Source organism: Pseudoalteromonas sp. SiA1 (assembly GCF_018732205.1).
GTDB classification, from domain to species: Bacteria; Pseudomonadota; Gammaproteobacteria; order Enterobacterales; family Alteromonadaceae; genus Pseudoalteromonas; species Pseudoalteromonas tetraodonis.
In genome coordinates, this window is sequence record NZ_CP076084.1 from 646,367 (window position 1) to 668,005 (window position 21,639).

Here is a 21,639-nt window from a genome sequence, read left to right on the forward strand (position 1 = left end):
TAGAGGATGGATGGTATTTTAAACCTCTGGCATGCCACAGGCATTGCTAACTTTACATTTCCTGGGCTGATCATGATTGCCGTTGGTTGTTTGTTATTATTTTTAGCTATAGTTAAAAACTTTGAGCCGCTACTATTACTGCCCATTGGTTTTGGGGCTATTTTAACTAATATTCCTGTGGCGGGCTTATCTGACCCTGGTGGCTTACTTTATTATGTTTACTATGTAGGTATTGATACCGGAATTTTTCCGTTATTAATATTTATGGGAGTGGGCGCGCTCACTGACTTTAGTGCCTTAATTGCAAATCCGCGTATGTTGTTATTAGGTGCTGCGGCGCAGTTTGGTATTTTTGCTACCTTATTTGGGGCTATTTTACTTAACTTTATTCCAGGGTTTGAGTTTAGTTTACAAGATGCGTCAGCAATTGCCATTATTGGTGGCGCTGATGGGCCAACCGCTATCTTTTTAGCGTCAAAGCTGGCACCTGATTTATTAGGTGCTATAGCAGTGGCTGCGTACTCGTACATGGCGTTGGTTCCTATTATTCAGCCGCCTATCATGCGTGCGTTTACAACGCCTGAAGAACGTAAAATTCAAATGCCAGAACTGCGTAAAGTATCAAAAAAGGAAAAAATTATTTTTCCGCTGATGGTACTCACTTTAACTGCGCTCTTTTTACCAGCCGCCATTCCACTGGTTGGTATGTTTTGTTTGGGTAACTTAATGCGTGAGTCGGGTGTGGTCGATAGGCTAAGTAACAGTGCTCAAAACGAAATTATTAATATAACCACCATATTTCTAGGACTAGCGGTAGGCTCTAAGCTTGCTGCCGAGCAGTTCTTAACAGTGGAAACCATTGGTATTTTAGTGCTGGGCGCAATGGCGTTTGCTATTGGTACGGCCTCAGGTGTATTTATGGCAAAAGGCTTAAATAAAATTTCAAAAACCCCAATTAATCCATTAATTGGTGCAGCGGGTGTATCGGCTGTTCCTATGGCGGCTCGTGTAGTTAATAAAGTCGGTCTTGAAAATAACCCGCATAACTTTTTACTGATGCATGCCATGGGGCCTAATGTAGCTGGCGTACTGGGAAGTGCTGTTGCTGCAGGTATTTTATTAGCACTTGTTGGCTAGTAATATTTAATCCAACCATTAGCGCAGTTTACTGCGCTTTTTTTTGCCTAAAATTTAATGTTTTAGATTAAGCGGTTTCTTGTATAGGGTTTTTTGTTTAAAGTAATCACTCTTCATTTTTTAAAAGGGCTGTCAAATGTTACACACTCCGCTGGCAAAATATTTACCCAAGGTTAGTAAGCTTGTATTTGGTTGTATGGGTTTAGGAGGTGCTTGGAATAAAGACGCCATCAACAGTGGGCACTTAAAGCAAGCTCATTCATGCATAGACGCAGCATTTGAAAGCGGGATTAACTTTTTTGATCACGCTGATATTTATACCTTAGGCAAAGCTGAGCACGTTTTTGGTAAAGCGTTGGCTGAGCGTCCTGAGCTCAGAGAACAAATGTATATTCAGTCTAAGTGTGGTATTCGCTTTGCTGATGAGAAAAACCCGCAGCGTTATGATTTTTCTGCTGATTGGATTGAGCGTTCTGTTGAGGGCTCACTTAAACGATTAAATACCGACTACTTAGATGTGCTTATGTTGCATCGCCCCGATCCATTAATGGAGGTGGAGGAAGTTGCGCAAATATTTAGCTGTTTAAAAGAAAGTGGCAAAGTGCGTCATTTTGCAGTTTCTAATATGTCTCAACATCAAATAAGGTTTTTGCAGCGCGCTTTAGATATGCCAATTGTGGCAAATCAAATAGAGGCCAGTTTACAAAAACATCAGTGGGTTGATGAGGGCATTTATGTAGGTAATGCCGATGGTAAAGATATTAACTTTACCCCAGGGTGTGTTGAGTATTGTCGTGAGCATGACATTCAAATTCAGAGTTGGGGCAGTTTGTGCCAAGGTTTATACTCAGGCGGTGACCTATCAAAAGCGTCACAAGCGGATGTAAACACGAGTATTTTAGTTAGTAAGCTTGCCGTTTTATATGGCACAAGTGCAGAAGCTATTGTATTGGCATGGCTACTTCGCCATCCTGCATCGATTCAGCCAATTATAGGCACAACTAATGTAGATCGTATTAAGGCATCGAGTGATGCAATTAATATTAACTTAAGTCGAGAGCATTGGTATGAGTTATATATTAGCGCGAAAGGCTGCGCTTTGCCGTAAGTTAATACCCGTTTCAATATTATTTAAACGAATTGGTATAATACAAAGGTGTTGATATGAATATATTTGTCATTTTAATTAGCTTAGTGATTGCTTTGGTGATCATTATTCCTTTGCTAGAAAAGTACCAAAGTAAAATGGGGCTAGAGGGTGCTACCAAATACAGCAAGTATATTTGGCCATTAGTCATGATATCTTTGGTTGTGCAGCTAATTTATGTACTTGTAAATTAAGATTGAAACTTAAATATCACACACAAAAAAGCCTTTGCGGGTAACCCCAACAAAGGCTTTTTTATTTAATCAGTGAAGTGGTTATCTAAGTGCTAGTTGTAGCTCACGATTACGCTCTAGTTGCGCGATAAAGTTATCAGCAATAGGCTTAAATTTAGCAAGCTCTGAACGAGGTAATGGTTCAGACTTAGGTAGTTTTACGGTTTTAGGGTTACGGTGAACGCCGTTAACCAAAAACTCATAATGTAAATGCGCACCGGTTACACGACCAGTTGAGCCAACAGTACCTATTTTTTCTCCCTGTTTTACCTTTTGCCCTGTTCTGACTAAGCGCTTGTTAAGGTGTAAGTACTTAGTAACATATTGAGTACCATGGCTAATAAATACGTAATTACCATTATATTTGCTATAGCCTGCTTTAATTACTTTACCATTACCCGATGATACAACTGGCGTGCCTGTGCGTGCAGCGTAATCAATGCCGCGATGTGCTTTCACTTGTCCTGTAACAGGGTGTAGGCGGCGAGGGTTAAAGCTTGAACTAATATATTTGAAATTAACAGGCGCACGCAAAAAGGCTTTTTTCATACTACGGCCTTCAGGGGTGTAAAAGTTACCGTCTGTGTGACGAATAGCGGTGTAACGCTCACCTTGGTTTATAAATTCAGCGGCAATAATTTTACCGGTGCCAATAAACTCACCGTCAACAAAATGAGACTCATAAATTAAGCCAAATTCATCACCCTTGCGAATGTCGTTAGCAAAATCGACGTCCCAACCAAATATATCGGCAAAGTTCATGATTTGGCGTTCACTTAAACCTGCTGCAATTGCAGAGGTCCAAAAGCTACTTGAAATTTCCCCACCGGCTGTTTTGCTCAGTGTTTCTATTTCTTTGCTGTCAATTGAGGTGTCGTATTGGCCTTCGTCATTAAGTGTGACGAATAGCGTATCCGTTTTAGAAATAACGTAGCGTAATTGAGCTAATGAACCGTCTTCGGCGGTAGCAAAGCTTAACGTTTCACCTGGGTGAATTTTAGTTAGCTTACGTGTTTCAGCGTTGGTGTTTACAAGTTTATGCAGCGTTTGCGCAGAAAAACCAGCGCGCTTAAAAATAATCGCTAAGTTGTCACCATTTTTAACTTGGTGATCGACAAAATCATATTCTGGAAGTTTTTGTGCTGCCTGCTCTGAATTAAGGTCAGTGAGTTTTTCGTTCTCACCTACTTTAATTTGTAATTCATAGCGCTTACCAATTTCTAGTGTGTTTTCACTATTGTCTTTGGATGCAGTGGCTTTTTCAGAAGGAAGAAAGGCTAAGGCAACAATAGCAGAAACCAAACCTAGAATAAGCATTTTGTGTTTTTTGGGGAGCGTGTTAACCACGTGAACCATAACGTGCCTTTTTCTGCTGTCAAGATAATAAATAGGTTATATTGCAGGATATAACGAATAATCTGTGAATACTAGTATTTTGTAGATTTAAACTCGAGTTAAATTAGGCTAAAATCATAGGGTATTCAGGCTGTTTGTGTTTAAAGTTGAACTGTTACACTATTTTATATTCTTGGATACTTTGCTTTTTCATCATAATGTTAAATTAGCTTATAAAACGGTTTAATTACGAAAAGTGATTAATTTGTAAACTGTTTTTAGTTTGTGATAAACACTTTTGGCGTATTATTAATCGCTCGTTTATATCCCCTTTTAGAACGTACACCCTGCATTTTAGTTGGTGCTGCGATTAGTTAAAAAAGTTGTTCTAATTAGGTGGAAATTTGTTATGTTAGCTAAATAGTTTTATTTGCTTTGTGATAACGCGCTAGCAATAAACCGTGAGCATATTACACCCCTTCGTTGTCAGAATTTTTTGGAGTAACACACAGTGGATTTACAAACCGCTCTAGCAGAGATAAAACGCGGTGCAGAAGAGATATTAATTGAAGATGAGTTGGTTGAAAAATTAAAGTCGGGGAAAAAGCTAAAAATTAAAGCTGGTTTTGATCCTACGGCTCCAGATTTACACCTAGGTCACACTGTACTCATTAATAAAATGAAAACCTTTCAAGATTTAGGTCATGAGGTTATTTTTTTAATTGGTGATTTTACCGGTATGATTGGTGATCCAACGGGCAAAAATGTGACCCGTAAACCACTTACACGTGATGACGTGCTTGCCAACGCCGAAACCTATAAAGAGCAGGTGTTCAAAATTTTAGACCCGGCTAAAACAACCGTCGCTTTTAACTCTACATGGATGGAGAAATTAGGCGCTGCGGGGATGATAAAATTAGCCGCGCGTCAAACTGTGGCGCGTATGCTTGAGCGTGATGATTTTAAAAAGCGCTATGCTGGCGGTCAATCGATTGCGATTCATGAGTTTTTGTATCCACTGGTGCAAGGCTGGGATTCAGTCGCATTAGAGTCAGATGTTGAGCTAGGGGGCACCGATCAGCGTTTTAACCTATTAATGGGTCGTGAGCTGCAAAAAGATGAAGGTCAAAAACCACAAACAGTATTAATGATGCCTTTACTTGAGGGAACTGACGGCGTTCAGAAAATGTCGAAGTCACTCGGTAATTATATTGGTATTACTGATACGCCTTCAGATATGTTCGGTAAAATCATGTCAATTAGCGACGTACTCATGTGGCGTTACTACGATTTGCTAAGTAGCCTTTCTATTGAGCAAATTGCAGCGCAAAAACAGCGTGTAGAGCAGGGTACTAACCCGCGCGATATTAAAATTGAATTAGCTAAAGAGCTAATTGCGCGTTTTCACAGTGAAGCTGATGCGCAAGCTGCTCATGATGATTTCATTCAGCGTTTTCAGAAAAAAGCCTTGCCAGATGAAATCCCTGAGCTGACAGTTAATATTAATGAAGAGTCAATTTTAATCGCTAACTTACTTAAAGAAGCGGGCTTAGTGGCGAGTACCTCAGAGGCCATGAGGATGATCAAACAAGGTGCTGTAAAGCTTAACGGCGAAGACAAAATTACAGATACCAAATTGGAAATTGCAAAAGGCACAACGGCAATTTACCAAGTAGGTAAACGCAAATTTGCAAATATCACCGTAGCTTAAAACTTCGGACATTATAAAAACCAGCTACGGCTGGTTTTTTTATGCGAACTTAAAAACGAGAACAGCCTTAATAACTTCAACGCTAATAATAATCAGAAGCCAAAAAAAGCGAGTTTGGTTAAGTGTATTGAGTAGTTGTGGTAAGTCATCGGCGTTGGGAAGACGCTCTACACCGACACGCATTTTATTAAAACGCTGTGTATTATAAATAGCAGGCCCACCAAGTTGTACCCCCAAAGATGCAGAACATACACTAAGTAACCAGCCTGTATTGGTTTGATAGAAGTGTCGGCCATAATGCTTAATATAATGCATGCTTTTTTTACTGGCCTTTAGTGAGGCAATTGTCAGCGCGAGTAAACGTATGGGAATGTACTCAACAATAAAAAGAACCAGTTTAAGCGGCATCAAAAAAGAGCTGTTTGGGGCTATATCACTTCGCCACGCCTGTTGAATTAAAGTGATTAAACGATAGGCGAGAGCGGCGACGGGGCCCAATACTAAAAATATGAAAATTACTACAAAGTAATGACGCGCCGTTCTAAGTATGACACTTTCCATAATGGCTTTAATGATCCCGGGGCTTGAAAGTGCATTAACTTCACGGGCTACTAGTGGCTTTAATAATTCGCGTGCTGTCGATTTTTGATTTTTTTTGACTAGCCTAGCTATGCGTATCGCTTTTTTATTCAGGCTACTGTTTTCTAGGCATAAATATAAAATAAGACCTGATAACAGCTCGGGGTAAAAGGCAAGCTGAAGCAGTAAAACTACAATAATAAGCACAGTACTAAGTATAAGCGTACTTGCCATTGAGGCTGCTAAATAATGATATTGCTTGGTGTCTGTTTTTTTATAAATACGCTGGCTTATAGCGCTAAAAATAGCAGAGAGTATGTGGTTAGGGTGATACCAACTTACTAAAGGTAAAAAGCGCTCAGCAAGGAGCGCACAAATAAATACAATAAAGTCCAAATGATTTTGAACAATATTATTGAGCATTTACAGCGTAACCGCCGTTAATTTCTCAAGTAAAGCTACGACCATTTTTGATGAATTTATAGAGGCTGTTTCTAAGTATTCTTCAAATGATTGCGGCGACTCTTTGCCTGCAATATCAGACATTGAGCGAATAACAACAAATGGTGTATTAAGTGCAAAACACGTTTGCGCAATTGATGCACCTTCCATCTCTACTGCTAGCATTGTAGGGAAGTCACTGCGTGCTTTTTCAATACGAACAGGGTCGCACATAAACGAGTCGCCAGTGCAAATTAAACCAACAAGGGTTTTTACTTCACTAATTTGTGCAATTGTTTGCTCGGCTGCTTCTACAAGTTTAGGGTGAGCAGTAAAACCTGCTGGCATTTGTGGTACTTGGCCAATTTCGTAACCAAACGCTGTTACATCAACATCGTGATGACGTACTTCAGATGAAATTACTACATCGCCAACGTTTAGTGATGGGTCGAATCCACCGGCAGAGCCAGTGTTAATAACACAATCTGGATTGAAGTTATCGATAAGTAATGTGGTTGCGATTGTCGAAGCGACTTTACCTATACCTGATTGCACTAAAGTGACGGTATTGCCTGCAAGCTCGCCTGTGTAAAAAGTAAAACCAGCCTTGGTTAAAACTTGTGGATTTTGCATCGCCTCGCGCAAAATTTTAACTTCTGGCTCCATTGCGCCAATAATACCAACATTCATAGTGTTAAATTCCTGAGTTTGAATACGGTGATTATACTGCAAAAAATAACGTGGGGTAAAACAAACAAAAATGCGAGCTTAAAAAGCCCGCACTTTATAAACTTATTGATTATATTTCAGCAAGGGCTGTTGATTGTGCCTTTGCTTGAGAAGGAGATAGTACCGCCGGTTTATGAACTCTAGCGCGCGTAGGTCGTGAAGGTTTAGATGCCGCTGGCTTACCTAATTTAAACATAATTGCATCGCGTACTTCGCTTGGGCGGTAGCCTGCCTTCACTTTCATACGAATATGTGGAATACCTGCGGCTTCCAATGCGCCATTAACAAACCAGTCGCGCTGTGCTTTGTGGCCATCTTTATTGGCGTTATTAACTAAGTCAACCGCAGCCACTATGGTCATTTTTTCTTTATCTACTAAAACAAAGTCGAGCTGCTTATTTTTTGCTTTAGCCATTGCCGCACGTTTAGATTTAACAGACAGGCCTTGTTTACAGTCAATCACATCGATTAGTTTAACGCGACTAACAATTTTATATTGATCGCCAACAGCGCGCTCTAATAAATTCAGAAATGCCCCTTCTACTTGGGTAAATACACTTTGCTTACGAGTAAAAGGATAAGGGTTTCCGCCGTCATCATTAAATTTTGACGCAACGACAGATGCCCCAACAACTAGCACTAATATTAATAATAAAGCGAATTCCATACGGTAACTCCATAACAACAAATTGACACTGCTTTTCTAAAGCAATTTATGTGCCCAAATAGTTGTTATGGTTGTTTTATTAACGAATGGGGATGAGCACTATTATGCTTTATAGCCGCCTTCAATACCTTTTACGGCAATCGCAACTGCATCATGAGCATGTAAAGACTCATAATGGTTAATTTGCAGGAAGTAATCGCTAAACTCTTTTGACTCTAACGTCGTTTTAATTTTTCGTGCTGCGTCTTCACAAAACATTAAATTTTGACCGTTTAAGCGAGCAAACTCTTGTTCGTCTTCACGTTTTACCGCAGCTTGTACTGGTGTTTTTAGCTCATCTTCTAGTAAGTTTATTAAGTTAACCACATCAAACTGTTCAATGTTATTTGCTAATTTAACTTTAACATTAGCAATTGAACGCTGTGAATGCGGGGTTGCTACAATGCCTTGAGTTGTTCCAAGCCACTCTAAAACTTCTGATTGAGTGAGTGTTTCTTGAGAAAACTTTTCGCTGAATGCGTTTTGAATTAATTGGCGAGCCAGTGCTGCAGAGCAGGGGCAAGTTGATGAATAAGTCACATCAACGCTGAGCTCAAAACTAATAACGCCTTGATTTATAGTGCTGGTAAGTACAATGGGATAGCTTTTCCAACCTGCTTTACCACTAAGTAATGACTTACGGCGTAGCGGCAATTCAAATTTAAATTCAATGTGTGCTTTATCACTTAAGCCTTCATGACTGGTGATAAAGGTATCTAAGGCTTGTGCTAAGGTTTGTGGATTGACCTGTTGCTCAGTTGAGAGGTGATCCAACGCTAAAAATAGTCGCGACATATGAATGCCTTTAGCATCTTCTTTGTGTAAATTAACAAAGGCGCGTGCTTTTGCATTAACGGTAACTGGAGCTAAATCAAGAGATTCAAAAATAAAAGGCAGCTCTATATCGCCCATACCTACCCAGTCTAATTTACCTGTTTGTAATGCGGCAGCCGTGTTAGCAATATCTGGCATAGTTTTTTGCATGATACGTTACTCGTTATTTGCAATATTTAAAACGCCGCATTTTACACTAAATAAAGATTTGCTGAAATGCAGCAAATAACACCAAACATGAAATTTTATTGTTTTTGTCGCACAACATGAAAATAGCTGATAGAAAATGCTAAAATTAGCTTTTAACCTTGAAAGGTCAACAGACCCTAAGCATTTAGCTAAGAGAAAAACTGATATATGACTGATTCTTCTTTGAACCCGTGGGTTCGAGTTCTTTCCAGTTCAATAACTCGTTTTGGTGAGTTTAAAACTGCTGCTATTTGCTATGCATTATTACTAACAATATCGCTGGTTTTATCAAGTATGTTTTATTACGTTGCCATAGGCGAAGTAAACTTGGTTGATATACTGGCCGTAGTATTTTTTACCTCGGTTGTTTCTCCTTTAGTTATCAGCATATTATTAAACTCTATTCGGCAACTTGATGCCTCTTATGCTTATTTAGATAGTGCCACAAAACAAGAGAAGCTTTTAAATCAAACCCTCAAAGACAATATTAACCGCTTAAATATTGAAATTGACGAACGTAAAATGGCTTTTCATGCCAAACATCGAGCAATAGAAGAGCTCAGGCGTGAAATTGCAGAGCGTAAAAAAACACAACAAGAACTCGCACAGCAAGGCATGTTACTGCGCTCAATAGTAGACTCCTCGCCGGATTTATTTTATTACCGCGATAACAACGGGGTGTTTGCCGGTTGTAATAAAATGTTTGAAGAGGTAATGGGCAAAACCAGTGGCGAACTTATTGGTAAAGCCGCAGAAGAAATATTCCCAAGCCACTTTTTATCAGAAGTACTCAGAACCGATGAGCAGGTTGAGCGTACGCACCAAGGTTTAACTATAGATGTGGAGTACTCAGTAAACGGTGAAATTAGGTGGTTTGAATTGCGTAAACTTCCCTTTATTAATGAACAAGGGGATTACATTGGTTTACTTGCGTTTGGCCGTGATATTACCAGTCGTAAAGAAGCTGCGCAGGCACTAGAAACAGCTTATAAAGATAAAGGGAAATTTATTGCCACATTAAGCCATGAGTTACGCACACCGCTTAATGGTATTGTGGGCTTAACGCGCATGCTACTGGATACCGAATTAAACAAACAGCAACGCAGTTGGTGTAATACCGTGTTTTCAAGCGCCGAAACGCTAGGTAACATATTTAACGATATTATAGATTTAGATAAAATTGACCGTGAGCAGTTAGATATTGCCGCCAACGAAATTAATGTTTCGGACTTTATCAACGATGTAGTTAACTTTGCAGGCCTTATTGCTGAGCAAAAAGAGCTTTCGTTTGAAGTGAAGCGTTCTGGCATGCTTGACATATATGCATTGCTTGACCCGACTCGTTTACGCCAAGTGGTATGGAACTTAATTAATAACGCCGTTAAGTTTACTCAACAAGGGAGCGTAATCTTAGATTGTGCCAGAGAAAACCGTGAAGATGGCCCTTGGCTTATTATTAAAATACTCGATACCGGTGAAGGTATTCCACAAGAGCAACTAACACGCATTTTTGACATGTACTATAAAGCGCCAGATCTTAAAGGCACCAATGCCATTGGTTCAGGTATTGGCTTAGCTGTCACCAAAGCGTTAGTAAGCGCAATGAAAGGCACAATAACGGTTAATAGTACCCCAGGAGAGGGCAGCTGCTTTACGGTACAAATTCCGCTGAATTTATGTAGTGCTCCTACCGAACATAGTTATGTTGGGCGTAGCTTATATATTTTATTAGTGGAGGATGTGCCACTTAATGCTGAAATTACTACTAACCTACTAGAGCAACGTGGACACGAAGTGCTGTGGGCTGAAACGGGTGAAGATGCTTTATCGTTTGTCGAAACTGAAGATGACTTAGATTTAGTATTACTTGATATGCAGTTGCCTGATATTAATGGTGACGAAGTGGCAAGACAAATTCGCGCTCAAAGTCATTTTGATCAGCTACCAATAGTGGCATTAACGGCCAATGTACGCAGTGCTGAAGAGGAGCTTGAGGGTATATCTATTCAAGGCGCACTAGCTAAACCAATAAACACAAGCAAGTTAGATAATATGCTCGCTGAACTCTTTGGCATTAAGCAAGCGCAAACCGAGGCTCCTCAACGAGTGGTCAATCAAGCGTTATTAAATCAAATTAATACTGACTTGTTGGATGTTGAAACCATTGAAGACTTTGTAAATTCGATGGGCGTTGAAGTATTTAAACGCAGTAGCCAGTTGTTCGCAAAGCTAAATCCGCAGTACCAACAAGAGCTATTAGCTTCGTTAAACGCTGCTGATAGAGAAGAGTACAAATCGGTTGCGCACAAATTAAAAGGTGCGGCAGGTTCGGTGGGTCTTAATGATGTTCAGTTGCATGCAAAGCAAATGGAGCATGGGGCGCTGGATCAAAGTGACGAAGTGTTAGCTGTGTGGCTTGAGGAGTTAACAGATAAAATAAATGAAGGACAACAGGCCCTTCATTTATTTTTACAGCAATTAGAGTAATAACTAATTAGCTGTCGATTTTACCAATGAAACGGTAACCTTCACCATGGATGGTGCTGATTAACTCAGACGTTGAGTTGTCGCTTTCAAAGTGTTTGCGGATACGACGAATTGTTACGTCAACCGTACGGTCGTTAGCGCGAAGCTCTCGGCCAGTCATGTGCTTAATTAGTTGCTCACGGCTAAATATACGACCCGGAGAGTCAAGCATTAAACGCAGTGCTCTGTATTCGCCTTTAGGTAGACGTTTCGCGTCTCCGTTTGGAGAAGTAAGGCAACGACTGTTTTCGTCAAGTTCCCAACCGTTAAAGGTGATCACGCCATTTGTTTCAATAGCAGACTCTTCACCACCTAATGCAGTACGCGTAATTAAGTTACGAGCACGAATAGTTAATTCACGCGGGTTGAAAGGCTTAGTAATATAGTCATCAGCACCAATTTCAAGACCTAAAATACGGTCTACATCGTTGTCACGGCCTGTTAAGAAAATAAGACCAACTTTGCGTTTTTGGCGTAATTCGCGAGCTAAAATAAGCCCGTTTTTACCTGGCAGGTTGATGTCCATAACTACAAGATTGACGTCATCGTTATTTGTAAGCTTATCATGCATATCATCGCCATCAATGGCTTCAATAACTTTGTAACCTTCGGCTTCAAATAAACTAACGAGGTTTAGTCTAGTTACGTCTTCATCCTCTACGATCAGAATGACTGGCGTTTGCATTTTTAATTAACCTTTTTGGAGTGTGTTTTATTTTAAAATCGGTGTGTTCATCAAAACCGACTACTAGAATTATAGGATTATATCTAAATGTTAACAAGTAAAAACAAATTAGATAAAAACAGCTGCGCGCCCAAACCTACTTTGACGTATTATTAAAAACCGCGGCTTAATTGATACTTAACGTTGGATGTATAATTTGAATTATAAAGTCGAAGCCATTTCCCTTTAATAATTGATACATCCATCAACCACCTAAAGATACTTAAAATAATCAGACTAATTCAAAACGAAATTATATCACTTTACAATTTTTCATCAATGTATGTGATATGTTAAACACAATTAAGTTCATTAATTGTGTGAAAATACAGCATTAATGGTACAACTGTTCAATGAGTGCTGTCTTAGTATGGTCATAAAGTCGTAATTCAAGAGCAGACAACGGATTTATTTCACTTTTTAAAATAGCGTAATAATAAATCGTGCTCCTGATTGATACTCAGTATCTAACACAATCTCTCCAGCCAAAGCCTGGGTCACTAAGTTGTAAACTAAATGCATGCCTAAACCACTGGCTCCTTGACCGCGTTTTGAAGTAACAAAGGGGTCAAAAATTTTCGCTCTTATGTTGCTCTCTACACCTAGGCCGTTATCGGTGTAGGTAATTTGTGTTTTTGTGTTTGTTGCCACAATATCAATTTGCACTACATTGTCACCGCCAGCTACAAATCCGTGTAGTAGGGAGTTTAAAATTAGTTGATGGAAAACTTGCTGCAGTGGCCCTTTTTTACTTTCAACGGTTAAATCTGCTGGACAATTTATAAGAACTTTAGGATTTTTTATTCTTAATTCTTGCCCCATAGACAATAATGTATCGTTTATGAGCTGCTGTAAGTGAACGGTGCTAGTGATTTCATCATCTTTAATCACGGCCACTTTTTTAAAGTTAGAAATAAGCTCTGCGACACGGTTTAAACTACTGTAGATGAGGTCTAAGTTTTCAATGCCATCGTTAGTAAATTGCTCAAATTGACTGGCAGTCAATGACTTATTTTGAAAGTTAATTTGTAGCTCCGCGAGTTTATCCCTTAGTAAAGTAGAACCAGTGATCCCAAGCCCTATAGGGGTATTTACCTCATGAGCTACACCTGCCACCATTTGCCCTAATGAAGCCATTTTTTTGTTTTCGACAATTTGAGTTTGGTATTGGTGCATCTTTTCAAGTGTAGATAGCAACTCTTTATTTGCTTCTCTGAGCGCGATGGTTCGTTGGCTTACTTTTTCTTCAAGGTTTGAGTTTAGTAGCTTAATTTCTTTTTTATCTTCTTCGTGGCGCTCTATTTGTCTTTGTGTTCGCGCCAGCATTACATTTAAGCTATTAGAAAGCCGGGTTATTTCAGTTAAGTTTGTTAAAGGCGCCCGGGCGTAGTAGTTATGATTTTTAGCTATGTTTTGCAGTAACAAGCTTAAGTTTTCTATGGGGCTGGCTATCCTTTTTTGTAGCCTTAAAATAATCAAAGAGATGAAGATAAGTATTAAAGCGATAATGGCAATATCAATTATAATTTTTTTAGTGATAAGCTTATTTAAGTTATCCAAGCTGCCCCTAATATACACATAACCCAGTAACTGATCATTATTGAGTATTGGAGTAATGTACTCAATAAACTCATCACCTACTTGGGGTTCTATAAAGTCGTTAATGCTGTCTGTTTTGATTGGTACAGGTGGCGATTTTCGGGCATTAAAACTGGTAAAAAATACTGGTTTTCTTGTTTGCTCATCTAGCGCATAAATATGTAAGTTTGTAACCGATGAGACTTGTTGAAGAAGCTTTAACCGCCTTTCTTCTGCAGGTCTATTTTTATTTAGTAATGACGGCATTGCATCAAAGGCAATGATCTCTGACACCAGCACAAGTTTACTAATCAGCTGCTTTTTTTGCTCTTGTGTACTTAAGTAAGTAGAAATAGAAAGAGATAATAGCAAACAGATGGCTGTTATAAGCATGATGGTTTTAAACAATATGCTACGAATGCTATTTTGCTCTACAGTTTTAGGCATTGCGAGAGTGTCATCCGTGTCAATTGTGAATGTAATAAATACTAGTTTAGCAAAAACAGGAAAAAGTGAAGCAAAAAGATTAGCTTAATTACACTATTTATTCTCAGTTAATCTACGTCATAAAGTAAATATGCGGCTAATATACCGCATATTTATGTTTTGATAGGGGATTAATAATAAGTTTTAGCTACTGTATACTGCAAACTTATTATTCTTAAACACCGTTTGATAACTATCAAATTGGGCTTCTAAAATAGGTGGATATTTTAAAAAGCTATTAGCAACAATAGTGAGCTTACCTGTTTTAGTTAGGTGCTGTTTGGCATTATTTAAAAACGATTCGGCCACTGTGTAGTCAGTTGCAATACCGGTATGAAATGGTGGGTTACTAATAATTAAATCAAACTTACCTGCAATGCTGTTTAAACCATCGCTCAGTACGGCTTCACCATTAACGTTATTAAGTTTAAGCGTTTGTGTTGTTGCATAGGCAGCCAGTGCGCTTACATCACTACATGTAAATGTAAGAGCCGGATTTTTTAGCCCTAAAAACGTAGCAATAAGCCCCGCGCCACAACCAAAATCAAGAACGTTACCGTGTTTTATATTTGGTGCATTTTCTAATAGCATTTTAGTGCCTGCATCAAGGCCGCCATGGTTAAACACGCCAGGAATACTTACAGCAGTAAACTCAATATCACTTACGTTTACCATAAACTCTTTGTGGTAAGTACTAATATCAAATGTTGAATTCAGGGTTATTTCTGAAAATGAATATAAAACGCAGTGTTTTGCAGAGTCAATTTTATTACTAAACGCCGTTTTATTGGCGAGTTGCTTTTCAATTGATTTTACACCGCTTTTGTTTTCGCCAACGACTAGCAGCTCAGCTTCTTTACTTATCACTGCGCGTATGTTGTCTAATGCCATTAATAGCTCGGGCTTAGACTTGGGGTAATAAAGAATTACTAAATCATATTCACCGGCGTTAATCGTGTGATTAACTTCTACATTTATACCCGATATGTTTTTAGCAAATTCACCATTTGCATGGTTATAGCTAAAAGCCGTTATTTTACTTTGTGGGTTGAGCGTTTTTAGCTCATTTAAAAAGCCATCTTGAACAAAGTTGACCACCAATATTGATTTACCTTTTAGCTCCTCGCTGTTGCGAAGTAATAATAGGCTCGGATTGGTTAATACGCTCATAAATGGCTTTACCTTACTTGATTATTTAATTAACGGTTATTTAGTACGTTCGAACATTAAATCCCATACGCCATGGCCTAAACGATGGCCACGTTGTTCAAACTTAGTCAGCGGACGTAAATCAGGACGAGGTACATAGTCGTTAGTCTCTGATTGGTTTTTGTAACCAGGTGCTGCTTGCATTACTTCAAGCATATGTTCTGCATAGTTTTCCCAATCGGTTGCCATATGAAAAACGCCGCCAATTTTTAATTTAGAACGTAGTTTTTCTGCAAACTCAGTTTGTACAATACGGCGCTTATGGTGACGCTTTTTGTGCCATGGATCAGGGAAGAACAATTGTAAGGTCGATAAGCTTTCATCACTTATACAATCTGCAAGGACTTCAACGGCGTCGTGTTCAAATACACGAAGATTAGTAACGCCTGCTTCGTCGGCATCCATTAAACACGCGCCAACGCCTGGGCGATGTACTTCTATACCGATAAAGTTAAGATGTGGTGCGTTTTTTGCCATTTCAACCAATGACTTGCCCATACCAAAGCCAATTTCTAACACTACATCATTGTCATTGCCAAATACTGCGTTTAAATCAAGCAGGCCGTTTTTATGCTCAAGCCCCATTGTTGGCCAGCATTTTTCGATTGCAGCGGCTTGGCCTTTGGTTAATCGGCCTTCGCGTTTTACAAAACTACGAATAGTGCGGATATACTTACCTTCTTGCTTAGCTTGCTCAAGGTTGTTGTTACTTGATTCACTCATATTATTGGCCTGACAAAACAATGTGTTTAAAAATGGTTGCGTATTATCCCTGACCCGCGCGGGGTTGACAAGCTCTAGGGCGTTATAGCTTGATCTTTTCAACAACTACAATAGACTGAGCCGCCATTAAGCATTAGTAAAAAAGTAAATATGTTGGATTTAAAAAAGCAGCAGTCTGATTGGTTTTCTAACCAAGTAGTTGATTGGTATCATCTCCATGGGCGCAAAACATTGCCATGGCAATTAGCTAAAACACCTTATAAAGTATGGGTGTCTGAGGTGATGCTGCAGCAAACCCAAGTTGTGACTGTTATTCCCTATTTCGAAAAGTTTATGCAAAGCTTTCCCGATATTATTGCTTTAGCAAATGCTGATGAAGATCAGGTTCTGCATCACTGGACTGGTCTAGGTTACTACGCACGCGCGCGCAACTTACATAAAACGGCCAAAATAGTGCGAGACAAATATCAAGGCCAGTTTCCCAGCACGCTTGAAGAGGTAATGGATTTACCCGGAATAGGGCGCTCTACTGCGGGTGCTGTTTTATCTTTATCTTTGGGGCAGCATCATCCTATTCTTGATGGCAATGTAAAAAGGGTGCTTGCACGATTTTTCATGGTTGAAGGTTGGTATGGCGTCAAAAAGGTAGAAAATCAGCTGTGGCATTTAAGTGAACAACTCACCCCTAAAAATAATGTGACTGAGTTTAATCAAGCTATGATGGATTTAGGGGCAAGCCTTTGTTCACGAAGTCGTTTTGACTGTGAAGCATGCCCGTTAAAAACACAATGTGGTGCTTTTAATGCGGGTAAGGTTAAAGAGTTCCCACATTCTAAACCTAAAAAAGCAGTGCCTAAAAAAAGTTGTCATCAGTTAATTATTAAACATAACGACAAAGTACTCATGGAAAAACGCCCAAGTAGTGGCATTTGGGGGGGATTATTTGGTTTTTTTGAATTTAATGAGCACAGTGAGCTCAATACTTTTTTAGCACAGCAAGGGCTAAAAAGTGAGCTTGAGATATTAGCGCCTTTTAGCCATGTGTTCTCACATTTTGAGCTAACCATAAACCCACATGTGCTCAATGTTCAGCAAATCCCTGATGTGGTGAACGACAAGCAATTAATATGGTATCCACTTGATCAATCAATAGAGGTGGGTTTAGCTGCACCGACTAAAAAGTTGGTTAAACAAATGAGCCCAATAGGTTAAACTAGCAGCATTTAGCGTTAGAGAGAATAAATCATGGCACGTACTGTATTTTGTCAAAAGTTACAAAAAGAAGCTGAAGGCCTTGGATTTCAACTTTATCCTGGGGAAATTGGCGAAAAGATTTTTAATAATATATCTAAAGAAGCATGGGGACAGTGGCAGCATAAACAAACGATGCTGATCAATGAAAAGCATTTAAATATGATGGACCCAGAACATCGTACCTTTTTAGAAGAGCAAATGGTTGGCTTTTTATTTGAAGGAAAAGAGGTTGAGATTGAAGGCTATAAGCCAGTAGAAAAATAATCGTTAAAAAAGGGCTATAAAAGCCCTTTTTTGTTGTGCATACCTATGAACAGTTTAGTTAAATCAAGTCATCTTGTTGATCGTGGTTTCTAATTTGTTCTTTTAAAAATTGTGCTGCTCTTGAATATTCAATTTCGAGCTCATCTCTCATCTCAATTAACTCATCGGCATTGATTTCATCAGCCTTACACTTATCCTCAAATGACTGCGCTAAATCAGCCACAATATTAGCCCCCACTGTTTTTGATATAGATTTCAATTGATGGCAGGCAGCTATAATTTCACTTTGACTCTTCTGTAGTACCGCAAAGTTGATTGATTTAATTTGTTCTTGGCTTTGCTCTAAATACATTTTAAAGAAGCGAATTTTTTTAGCATCATCGCCATTTATATATTTGTTGGCAGACTCCATGTTAATAGGCATGGCTGGCTTTTCAGCTGAGCTAATTTGTTTTGGCTGTTTATTATCTAAATCGCTCCATTGATTTAATATGTCCTCAAGCGCATTTAACTCAATCGGTTTAGTTATAAAGTCATTAATTCCCACAGCTAAACAGCGTTCTCTTTCGCCTTTTAAGGCATTGGCTGTTACAGCAATAATATAAGGTTGGGCGTCGATTGCTTCTAACAGTGCTGCTTCTTCTCTAATCTTTTCAACCATATCGTAGCCAGACATTTTCGGCATATGTAAATCGGTTAGGATGAGCGAATAGCTGTTTTTACGCCACATCTCTATGCCTTCCTCACCATTATTCGCTACTTCCACACTATACCCTAGTATGTGTAACTGCTCGGTAAGTACCTCTTGGTTTAGTAAGTTATCTTCTACCAATAAAACAAGCCTATTCGCAGCGAGTGCTTCTTCTGAATTTAAGTAATGATTCATGCTTTTAGCTTTTTTTATTTGCTTAGGTTTATGTAAGCCCGCCGCAACCAAAATTGAAAGCATAAAGTTAGATTTGCACAGTGGTGAAGCATTAATATAAAAAATATTTTTATGATTAATAACGGCTTCATCTAGCTTACTTAATACCACCATTTGCTGATTATTATCTTCTAGTGAGTAAAGTAAACTTCTTAGCAAAGTGCTAATGCTACTCATGTCGTCAATACCATCAACAACCCAAATAATATCCTTTGTGTCTTGATGATCTTCTATATCTTTTTGCTCATGGGCATAGGTTATTTTGGCACCCATGAATGACAAGTAACGATAAATTACCTTGCCGCGTTCAGCATTGTCACTAACAACAACAACATGTTTATTATTGAGTGTATTTTTATGAGCAAATTCAGTTTTACCTGCCGTTGAAAAAGGCAGTTCAACGGTAAACTCACTACCAATCCCCTCATGGCTTGTAACATGTATAGTACCAAGCATTAGCTCGGTTAAGCTTTTACAAATTGAAAGCCCAAGTCCTGTACCGCCAAATTCTCGGGTAATTGAGCTTTCAGCTTGAGTAAACGGGCTGAATATTTTCCTTAATTGAGACTGACTCATTCCTTTACCGTTATCAACTACACAAAAACGGAGTGTAAAATGATCGGCAGTGTTGTGTGCAACTTCAACCGATATTTTCACCCTACCTTGAGTAGAGCCGTTAGTGCTGGTAAATTTAATGGCATTGCTACATAAGTTATAAAGTACTTGGCGAACCCTGACTGAGTCGCCCATAAGGTTATTAGGAATATCCGGTGCAATTGATAAATCGAGTTCTAGGTGACGGTTTTTTGCAACAGACGATAACACCTTTGCGACTTCTTCTAGCGTATCTGCAACAGAGAAGGGAGTCGGGTCTATATTGAGCTTTCCTGCTTCAATTTTAGAAAAATCCAAAATATCATCTAAGATACTGAGTAACGAAAATGCAGATTCACGAATAATTGTACTTAAACGTTGCTGTGCACCATCAAGTTCTGTTTGACGAAGTAAATCAATGGTACCGATTACACCATTCATTGGTGTTCTTATTTCATGACTCATAGTGGCTAAAAAGGTGGTTTTAGTTTCACTGGCTTTTAGCGCTTTTTGCGTTTGTTTCTCTAACTCAAAGGTTCTGCTTTGTACTTCTGTTTCAAGGCTTGTTTGTAATTTTTTTAACTCTTTTTTTGCCGCTTGATCGTCAGCTTGAACCTTACTCACCTTTTTGAGTAATAAATTAACTTGTTGAGCTACCGTTTCTAAACCACCCTCTAGTTGCTCATTTAGGGTGCTTTGATAGTTATCATTTTGCGTAATTTCTTTTAGTTCTTGAGTAAGTGAATCTGTATTTTTATGTAATCGCTTGTTAATGTATTTATTCAACATGAATGCTAATAAAAACAGCACCACCAGTGCAGCAAAGGCTACAACATAGGCATTTAGTGGTGAGTGTTGATTTGATGGTGTAACTGAGGGCTGTGTTTGCTTAATAATAAGCTCTCCAATTATCTGCCCCTCTGATGAGATTAAATGATGAAGAGTATTTTGTTCTTTAATATGTTTATTAACAGCTAAAGGCGCAATTGCTTTACTGTTATTGCTATAAACTAACTCGGCTTGATTATTGGCATTAAAACGGTGGAGCGTATATTTATAATCATCATTGAGTAAGGTGGTCATATCGAGTAATTGCGTGACCTTGTCTTGCTCGTATATTGTTAATGCTTCTGCTAAAGGCTGATCAAGACGCTCAGCAAGTTTTGTTAACGATAAAGTAGAGGTTGGAGCAGATGCATTGTTATCAGCATTACTTTGTGAATAAAGCACAAAGGCGACTACAAATAATGCGGTTATTATAAGGTTACTAACTAAGAATAAAGGTAGTAGGCCTTTTATTGCTGAAGAGGGCTTGCTCTGCATGAGTTTTCCTGTGGTCTTATTATTAAAACGGTAAGCCTGTACCGAAAGTTATTATTCAATCGTAACACCTAAAAAAAATAATTCACTACGTTTTTTAAACTCTTTTGTTGGATAAATACACTGTATTAACGAAAATAGCCTCGAGTTGTTTGAAAACCGTTCAAACGATTATAAAGAATAAAAAAAAAGTTGACTTGTAGGGGCAAAACTCGTTTAATACGCCGCACGCCCAGATAGCCAGTCAGTAGAGCTAGCTGGGAATTGCATTAAAAATCCGTTAAGATTTTTAATTAGCACTGTTTAAGTGCCTCGATAGCTCAGTTGGTAGAGCAGAGGATTGAAAATCCTCGTGTCCCTGGTTCGATTCCGGGTCGAGGCACCATTATTAAAGTAATAGTGTTTAAAATCATAAGATTAAACGTTATTACACGTGCCTTAGCACACAGTTTAGTGTGCCGACTTAGCTCAGCTGGTAGAGCAACTGACTTGTAATCAGTAGGTCAACCGTTCGACTCGGTTAGTCGGCACCATTTATAAAAGTGAAATTGCTCAAAGCAGTTCACTAGCACTGTTTAAGTGCCTCGATAGCTCAGTTGGTAGAGCAGAGGATTGAAAATCCTCGTGTCCCTGGTTCGATTCCGGGTCGAGGCACCATTTATTAAAAGTTATCAATCTTTAAAATTGATAAAGTGCCTTAGCACACAGTTTAGTGTGCCGACTTAGCTCAGCTGGTAGAGCAACTGACTTGTAATCAGTAGGTCAACCGTTCGACTCGGTTAGTCGGCACCATTTATTTAAATAGTTAATTTAACTATTTGCACTGTTTAAGTGCCTCGATAGCTCAGTTGGTAGAGCAGAGGATTGAAAATCCTCGTGTCCCTGGTTCGATTCCGGGTCGAGGCACCATTTATACAAAGCCTCGCATATGCGGGGCTTTTTTGTTTCTAAGTTTTTTCTATCCTGCTCTATTTTTCCAGCACGTCATAAACAGT

At 39.0% G+C, this 21,639-nt stretch carries 17 protein-coding genes and 5 tRNA genes; 12 read left to right on the forward strand and 10 right to left on the reverse strand.

Annotation, left to right across the window (positions count from 1 at the left end; translation table 11 throughout):
* Nucleotides 1-6 precede the first annotated feature (6 nt).
* From KK487_RS02970 to KK487_RS02980, 3 genes are all read left to right on the forward strand, one after another.
* Nucleotides 7-1,137 (forward strand): sodium ion-translocating decarboxylase subunit beta, encoded by a 1,131-nt coding sequence (locus KK487_RS02970; RefSeq protein WP_013464130.1) that lies wholly within the window; start codon nucleotides 7-9, stop codon nucleotides 1,135-1,137.
* 136 nt (nucleotides 1,138-1,273) lie between these two features.
* Nucleotides 1,274-2,245: an aldo/keto reductase gene (locus tag KK487_RS02975; RefSeq protein WP_016900618.1), complete on the forward strand. Its 972-nt coding sequence runs from the start codon at nucleotides 1,274-1,276 to the stop codon at nucleotides 2,243-2,245.
* 56 nt (nucleotides 2,246-2,301) lie between these two features.
* Entirely contained in the window at nucleotides 2,302-2,478 is a 177-nt protein-coding gene (locus tag KK487_RS02980; protein ID WP_013464132.1) for a hypothetical protein, read from the forward strand.
* An 81-nt stretch (nucleotides 2,479-2,559) separates the two neighbouring features.
* Here the strand turns inward: KK487_RS02980 and KK487_RS02985 are convergent, their stop codons facing one another.
* The gene (locus KK487_RS02985; RefSeq protein ID WP_013464133.1) at nucleotides 2,560-3,873 is read right to left on the reverse strand and encodes a peptidoglycan DD-metalloendopeptidase family protein; all 1,314 of its coding nucleotides are present in this window, start codon (nucleotides 3,871-3,873) and stop codon (nucleotides 2,560-2,562) included.
* A 490-nt stretch (nucleotides 3,874-4,363) separates the two neighbouring features.
* Here KK487_RS02985 and tyrS point away from each other — a divergent pair, with 490 nt between their 5' ends.
* Nucleotides 4,364-5,563 (forward strand): tyrosine--tRNA ligase, encoded by a 1,200-nt coding sequence (tyrS, locus tag KK487_RS02990; RefSeq protein WP_016900619.1) that lies wholly within the window; start codon nucleotides 4,364-4,366, stop codon nucleotides 5,561-5,563.
* 39 nt (nucleotides 5,564-5,602) lie between these two features.
* On the opposite strand, the gene KK487_RS02995 is transcribed toward tyrS, so the two are convergent.
* The 4 genes from KK487_RS02995 to folE2 form a co-directional block, all read right to left on the reverse strand.
* Nucleotides 5,603-6,565: a cobalamin biosynthesis protein CobD/CbiB gene (locus tag KK487_RS02995; protein WP_016900620.1), complete on the reverse strand. Its 963-nt coding sequence runs from the start codon at nucleotides 6,563-6,565 to the stop codon at nucleotides 5,603-5,605.
* Complete coding sequence (gene mtnN, locus KK487_RS03000) at nucleotides 6,566-7,273, reverse strand: 5'-methylthioadenosine/S-adenosylhomocysteine nucleosidase (protein WP_016900621.1); 708 nt, start codon at nucleotides 7,271-7,273, stop codon at nucleotides 6,566-6,568. It lies immediately after the preceding gene.
* Nucleotides 7,274-7,382: 109 nt separating this feature from the next.
* Nucleotides 7,383-7,979 carry a DUF2726 domain-containing protein gene (locus KK487_RS03005; protein WP_013464137.1) on the reverse strand — a complete coding sequence of 199 codons (597 nt, stop codon included), beginning with the start codon at nucleotides 7,977-7,979 and terminating at the stop codon, nucleotides 7,383-7,385.
* A gap of 102 nt (nucleotides 7,980-8,081) precedes the next feature.
* Nucleotides 8,082-9,002, reverse strand: coding sequence for a GTP cyclohydrolase FolE2 (gene folE2 / locus KK487_RS03010; protein WP_016900622.1), 921 nt, complete (start codon nucleotides 9,000-9,002; stop codon nucleotides 8,082-8,084).
* 207 nt (nucleotides 9,003-9,209) lie between these two features.
* Between folE2 and arcB the strand changes: the two genes are divergently transcribed.
* Nucleotides 9,210-11,528, forward strand: coding sequence for an aerobic respiration two-component sensor histidine kinase ArcB (arcB, locus tag KK487_RS03015; RefSeq protein ID WP_215521984.1), 2,319 nt, complete (start codon nucleotides 9,210-9,212; stop codon nucleotides 11,526-11,528).
* 7 nt (nucleotides 11,529-11,535) lie between these two features.
* On the opposite strand, the gene arcA is transcribed toward arcB, so the two are convergent.
* The 4 genes from arcA to trmB form a co-directional block, all read right to left on the reverse strand.
* The gene (arcA, locus tag KK487_RS03020) at nucleotides 11,536-12,252 is read right to left on the reverse strand and encodes a two-component system response regulator ArcA (RefSeq protein ID WP_008110444.1); all 717 of its coding nucleotides are present in this window, start codon (nucleotides 12,250-12,252) and stop codon (nucleotides 11,536-11,538) included.
* Between the two features lie 459 nt (nucleotides 12,253-12,711).
* The gene (locus KK487_RS03025) at nucleotides 12,712-14,316 is read right to left on the reverse strand and encodes an ATP-binding protein (RefSeq protein ID WP_033102601.1); all 1,605 of its coding nucleotides are present in this window, start codon (nucleotides 14,314-14,316) and stop codon (nucleotides 12,712-12,714) included.
* Between the two features lie 183 nt (nucleotides 14,317-14,499).
* Nucleotides 14,500-15,525: a methyltransferase gene (locus KK487_RS03030; RefSeq protein ID WP_138764109.1), complete on the reverse strand. Its 1,026-nt coding sequence runs from the start codon at nucleotides 15,523-15,525 to the stop codon at nucleotides 14,500-14,502.
* A 36-nt stretch (nucleotides 15,526-15,561) separates the two neighbouring features.
* Nucleotides 15,562-16,287: a tRNA (guanosine(46)-N7)-methyltransferase TrmB gene (gene trmB / locus KK487_RS03035; protein WP_024601262.1), complete on the reverse strand. Its 726-nt coding sequence runs from the start codon at nucleotides 16,285-16,287 to the stop codon at nucleotides 15,562-15,564.
* Nucleotides 16,288-16,437: 150 nt separating this feature from the next.
* Here trmB and mutY point away from each other — a divergent pair, with 150 nt between their 5' ends.
* Nucleotides 16,438-17,499 carry an A/G-specific adenine glycosylase gene (gene mutY, locus KK487_RS03040; protein WP_036956070.1) on the forward strand — a complete coding sequence of 354 codons (1,062 nt, stop codon included), beginning with the start codon at nucleotides 16,438-16,440 and terminating at the stop codon, nucleotides 17,497-17,499.
* Nucleotides 17,500-17,532: 33 nt separating this feature from the next.
* Nucleotides 17,533-17,805, forward strand: a complete 273-nt coding sequence (locus tag KK487_RS03045; protein WP_013464143.1) for an oxidative damage protection protein — start codon at nucleotides 17,533-17,535, stop codon at nucleotides 17,803-17,805.
* A gap of 58 nt (nucleotides 17,806-17,863) precedes the next feature.
* Here the strand turns inward: KK487_RS03045 and KK487_RS03050 are convergent, their stop codons facing one another.
* The gene (locus tag KK487_RS03050) at nucleotides 17,864-20,647 is read right to left on the reverse strand and encodes an ATP-binding protein (RefSeq protein ID WP_036956071.1); all 2,784 of its coding nucleotides are present in this window, start codon (nucleotides 20,645-20,647) and stop codon (nucleotides 17,864-17,866) included.
* A gap of 306 nt (nucleotides 20,648-20,953) precedes the next feature.
* Here KK487_RS03050 and KK487_RS03055 point away from each other — a divergent pair.
* From KK487_RS03055 to KK487_RS03075, 5 genes are all read left to right on the forward strand, one after another.
* Nucleotides 20,954-21,029, forward strand: a tRNA-Phe gene (locus KK487_RS03055).
* A 72-nt stretch (nucleotides 21,030-21,101) separates the two neighbouring features.
* Nucleotides 21,102-21,177 (forward strand) — tRNA-Thr (locus tag KK487_RS03060).
* Between the two features lie 48 nt (nucleotides 21,178-21,225).
* A tRNA-Phe gene (locus tag KK487_RS03065) sits at nucleotides 21,226-21,301 on the forward strand.
* 59 nt (nucleotides 21,302-21,360) lie between these two features.
* Nucleotides 21,361-21,436, forward strand: a tRNA-Thr gene (locus KK487_RS03070).
* Nucleotides 21,437-21,477: 41 nt separating this feature from the next.
* A tRNA-Phe gene (locus KK487_RS03075) sits at nucleotides 21,478-21,553 on the forward strand.
* Nucleotides 21,554-21,639: the final 86 nt, after the last annotated feature.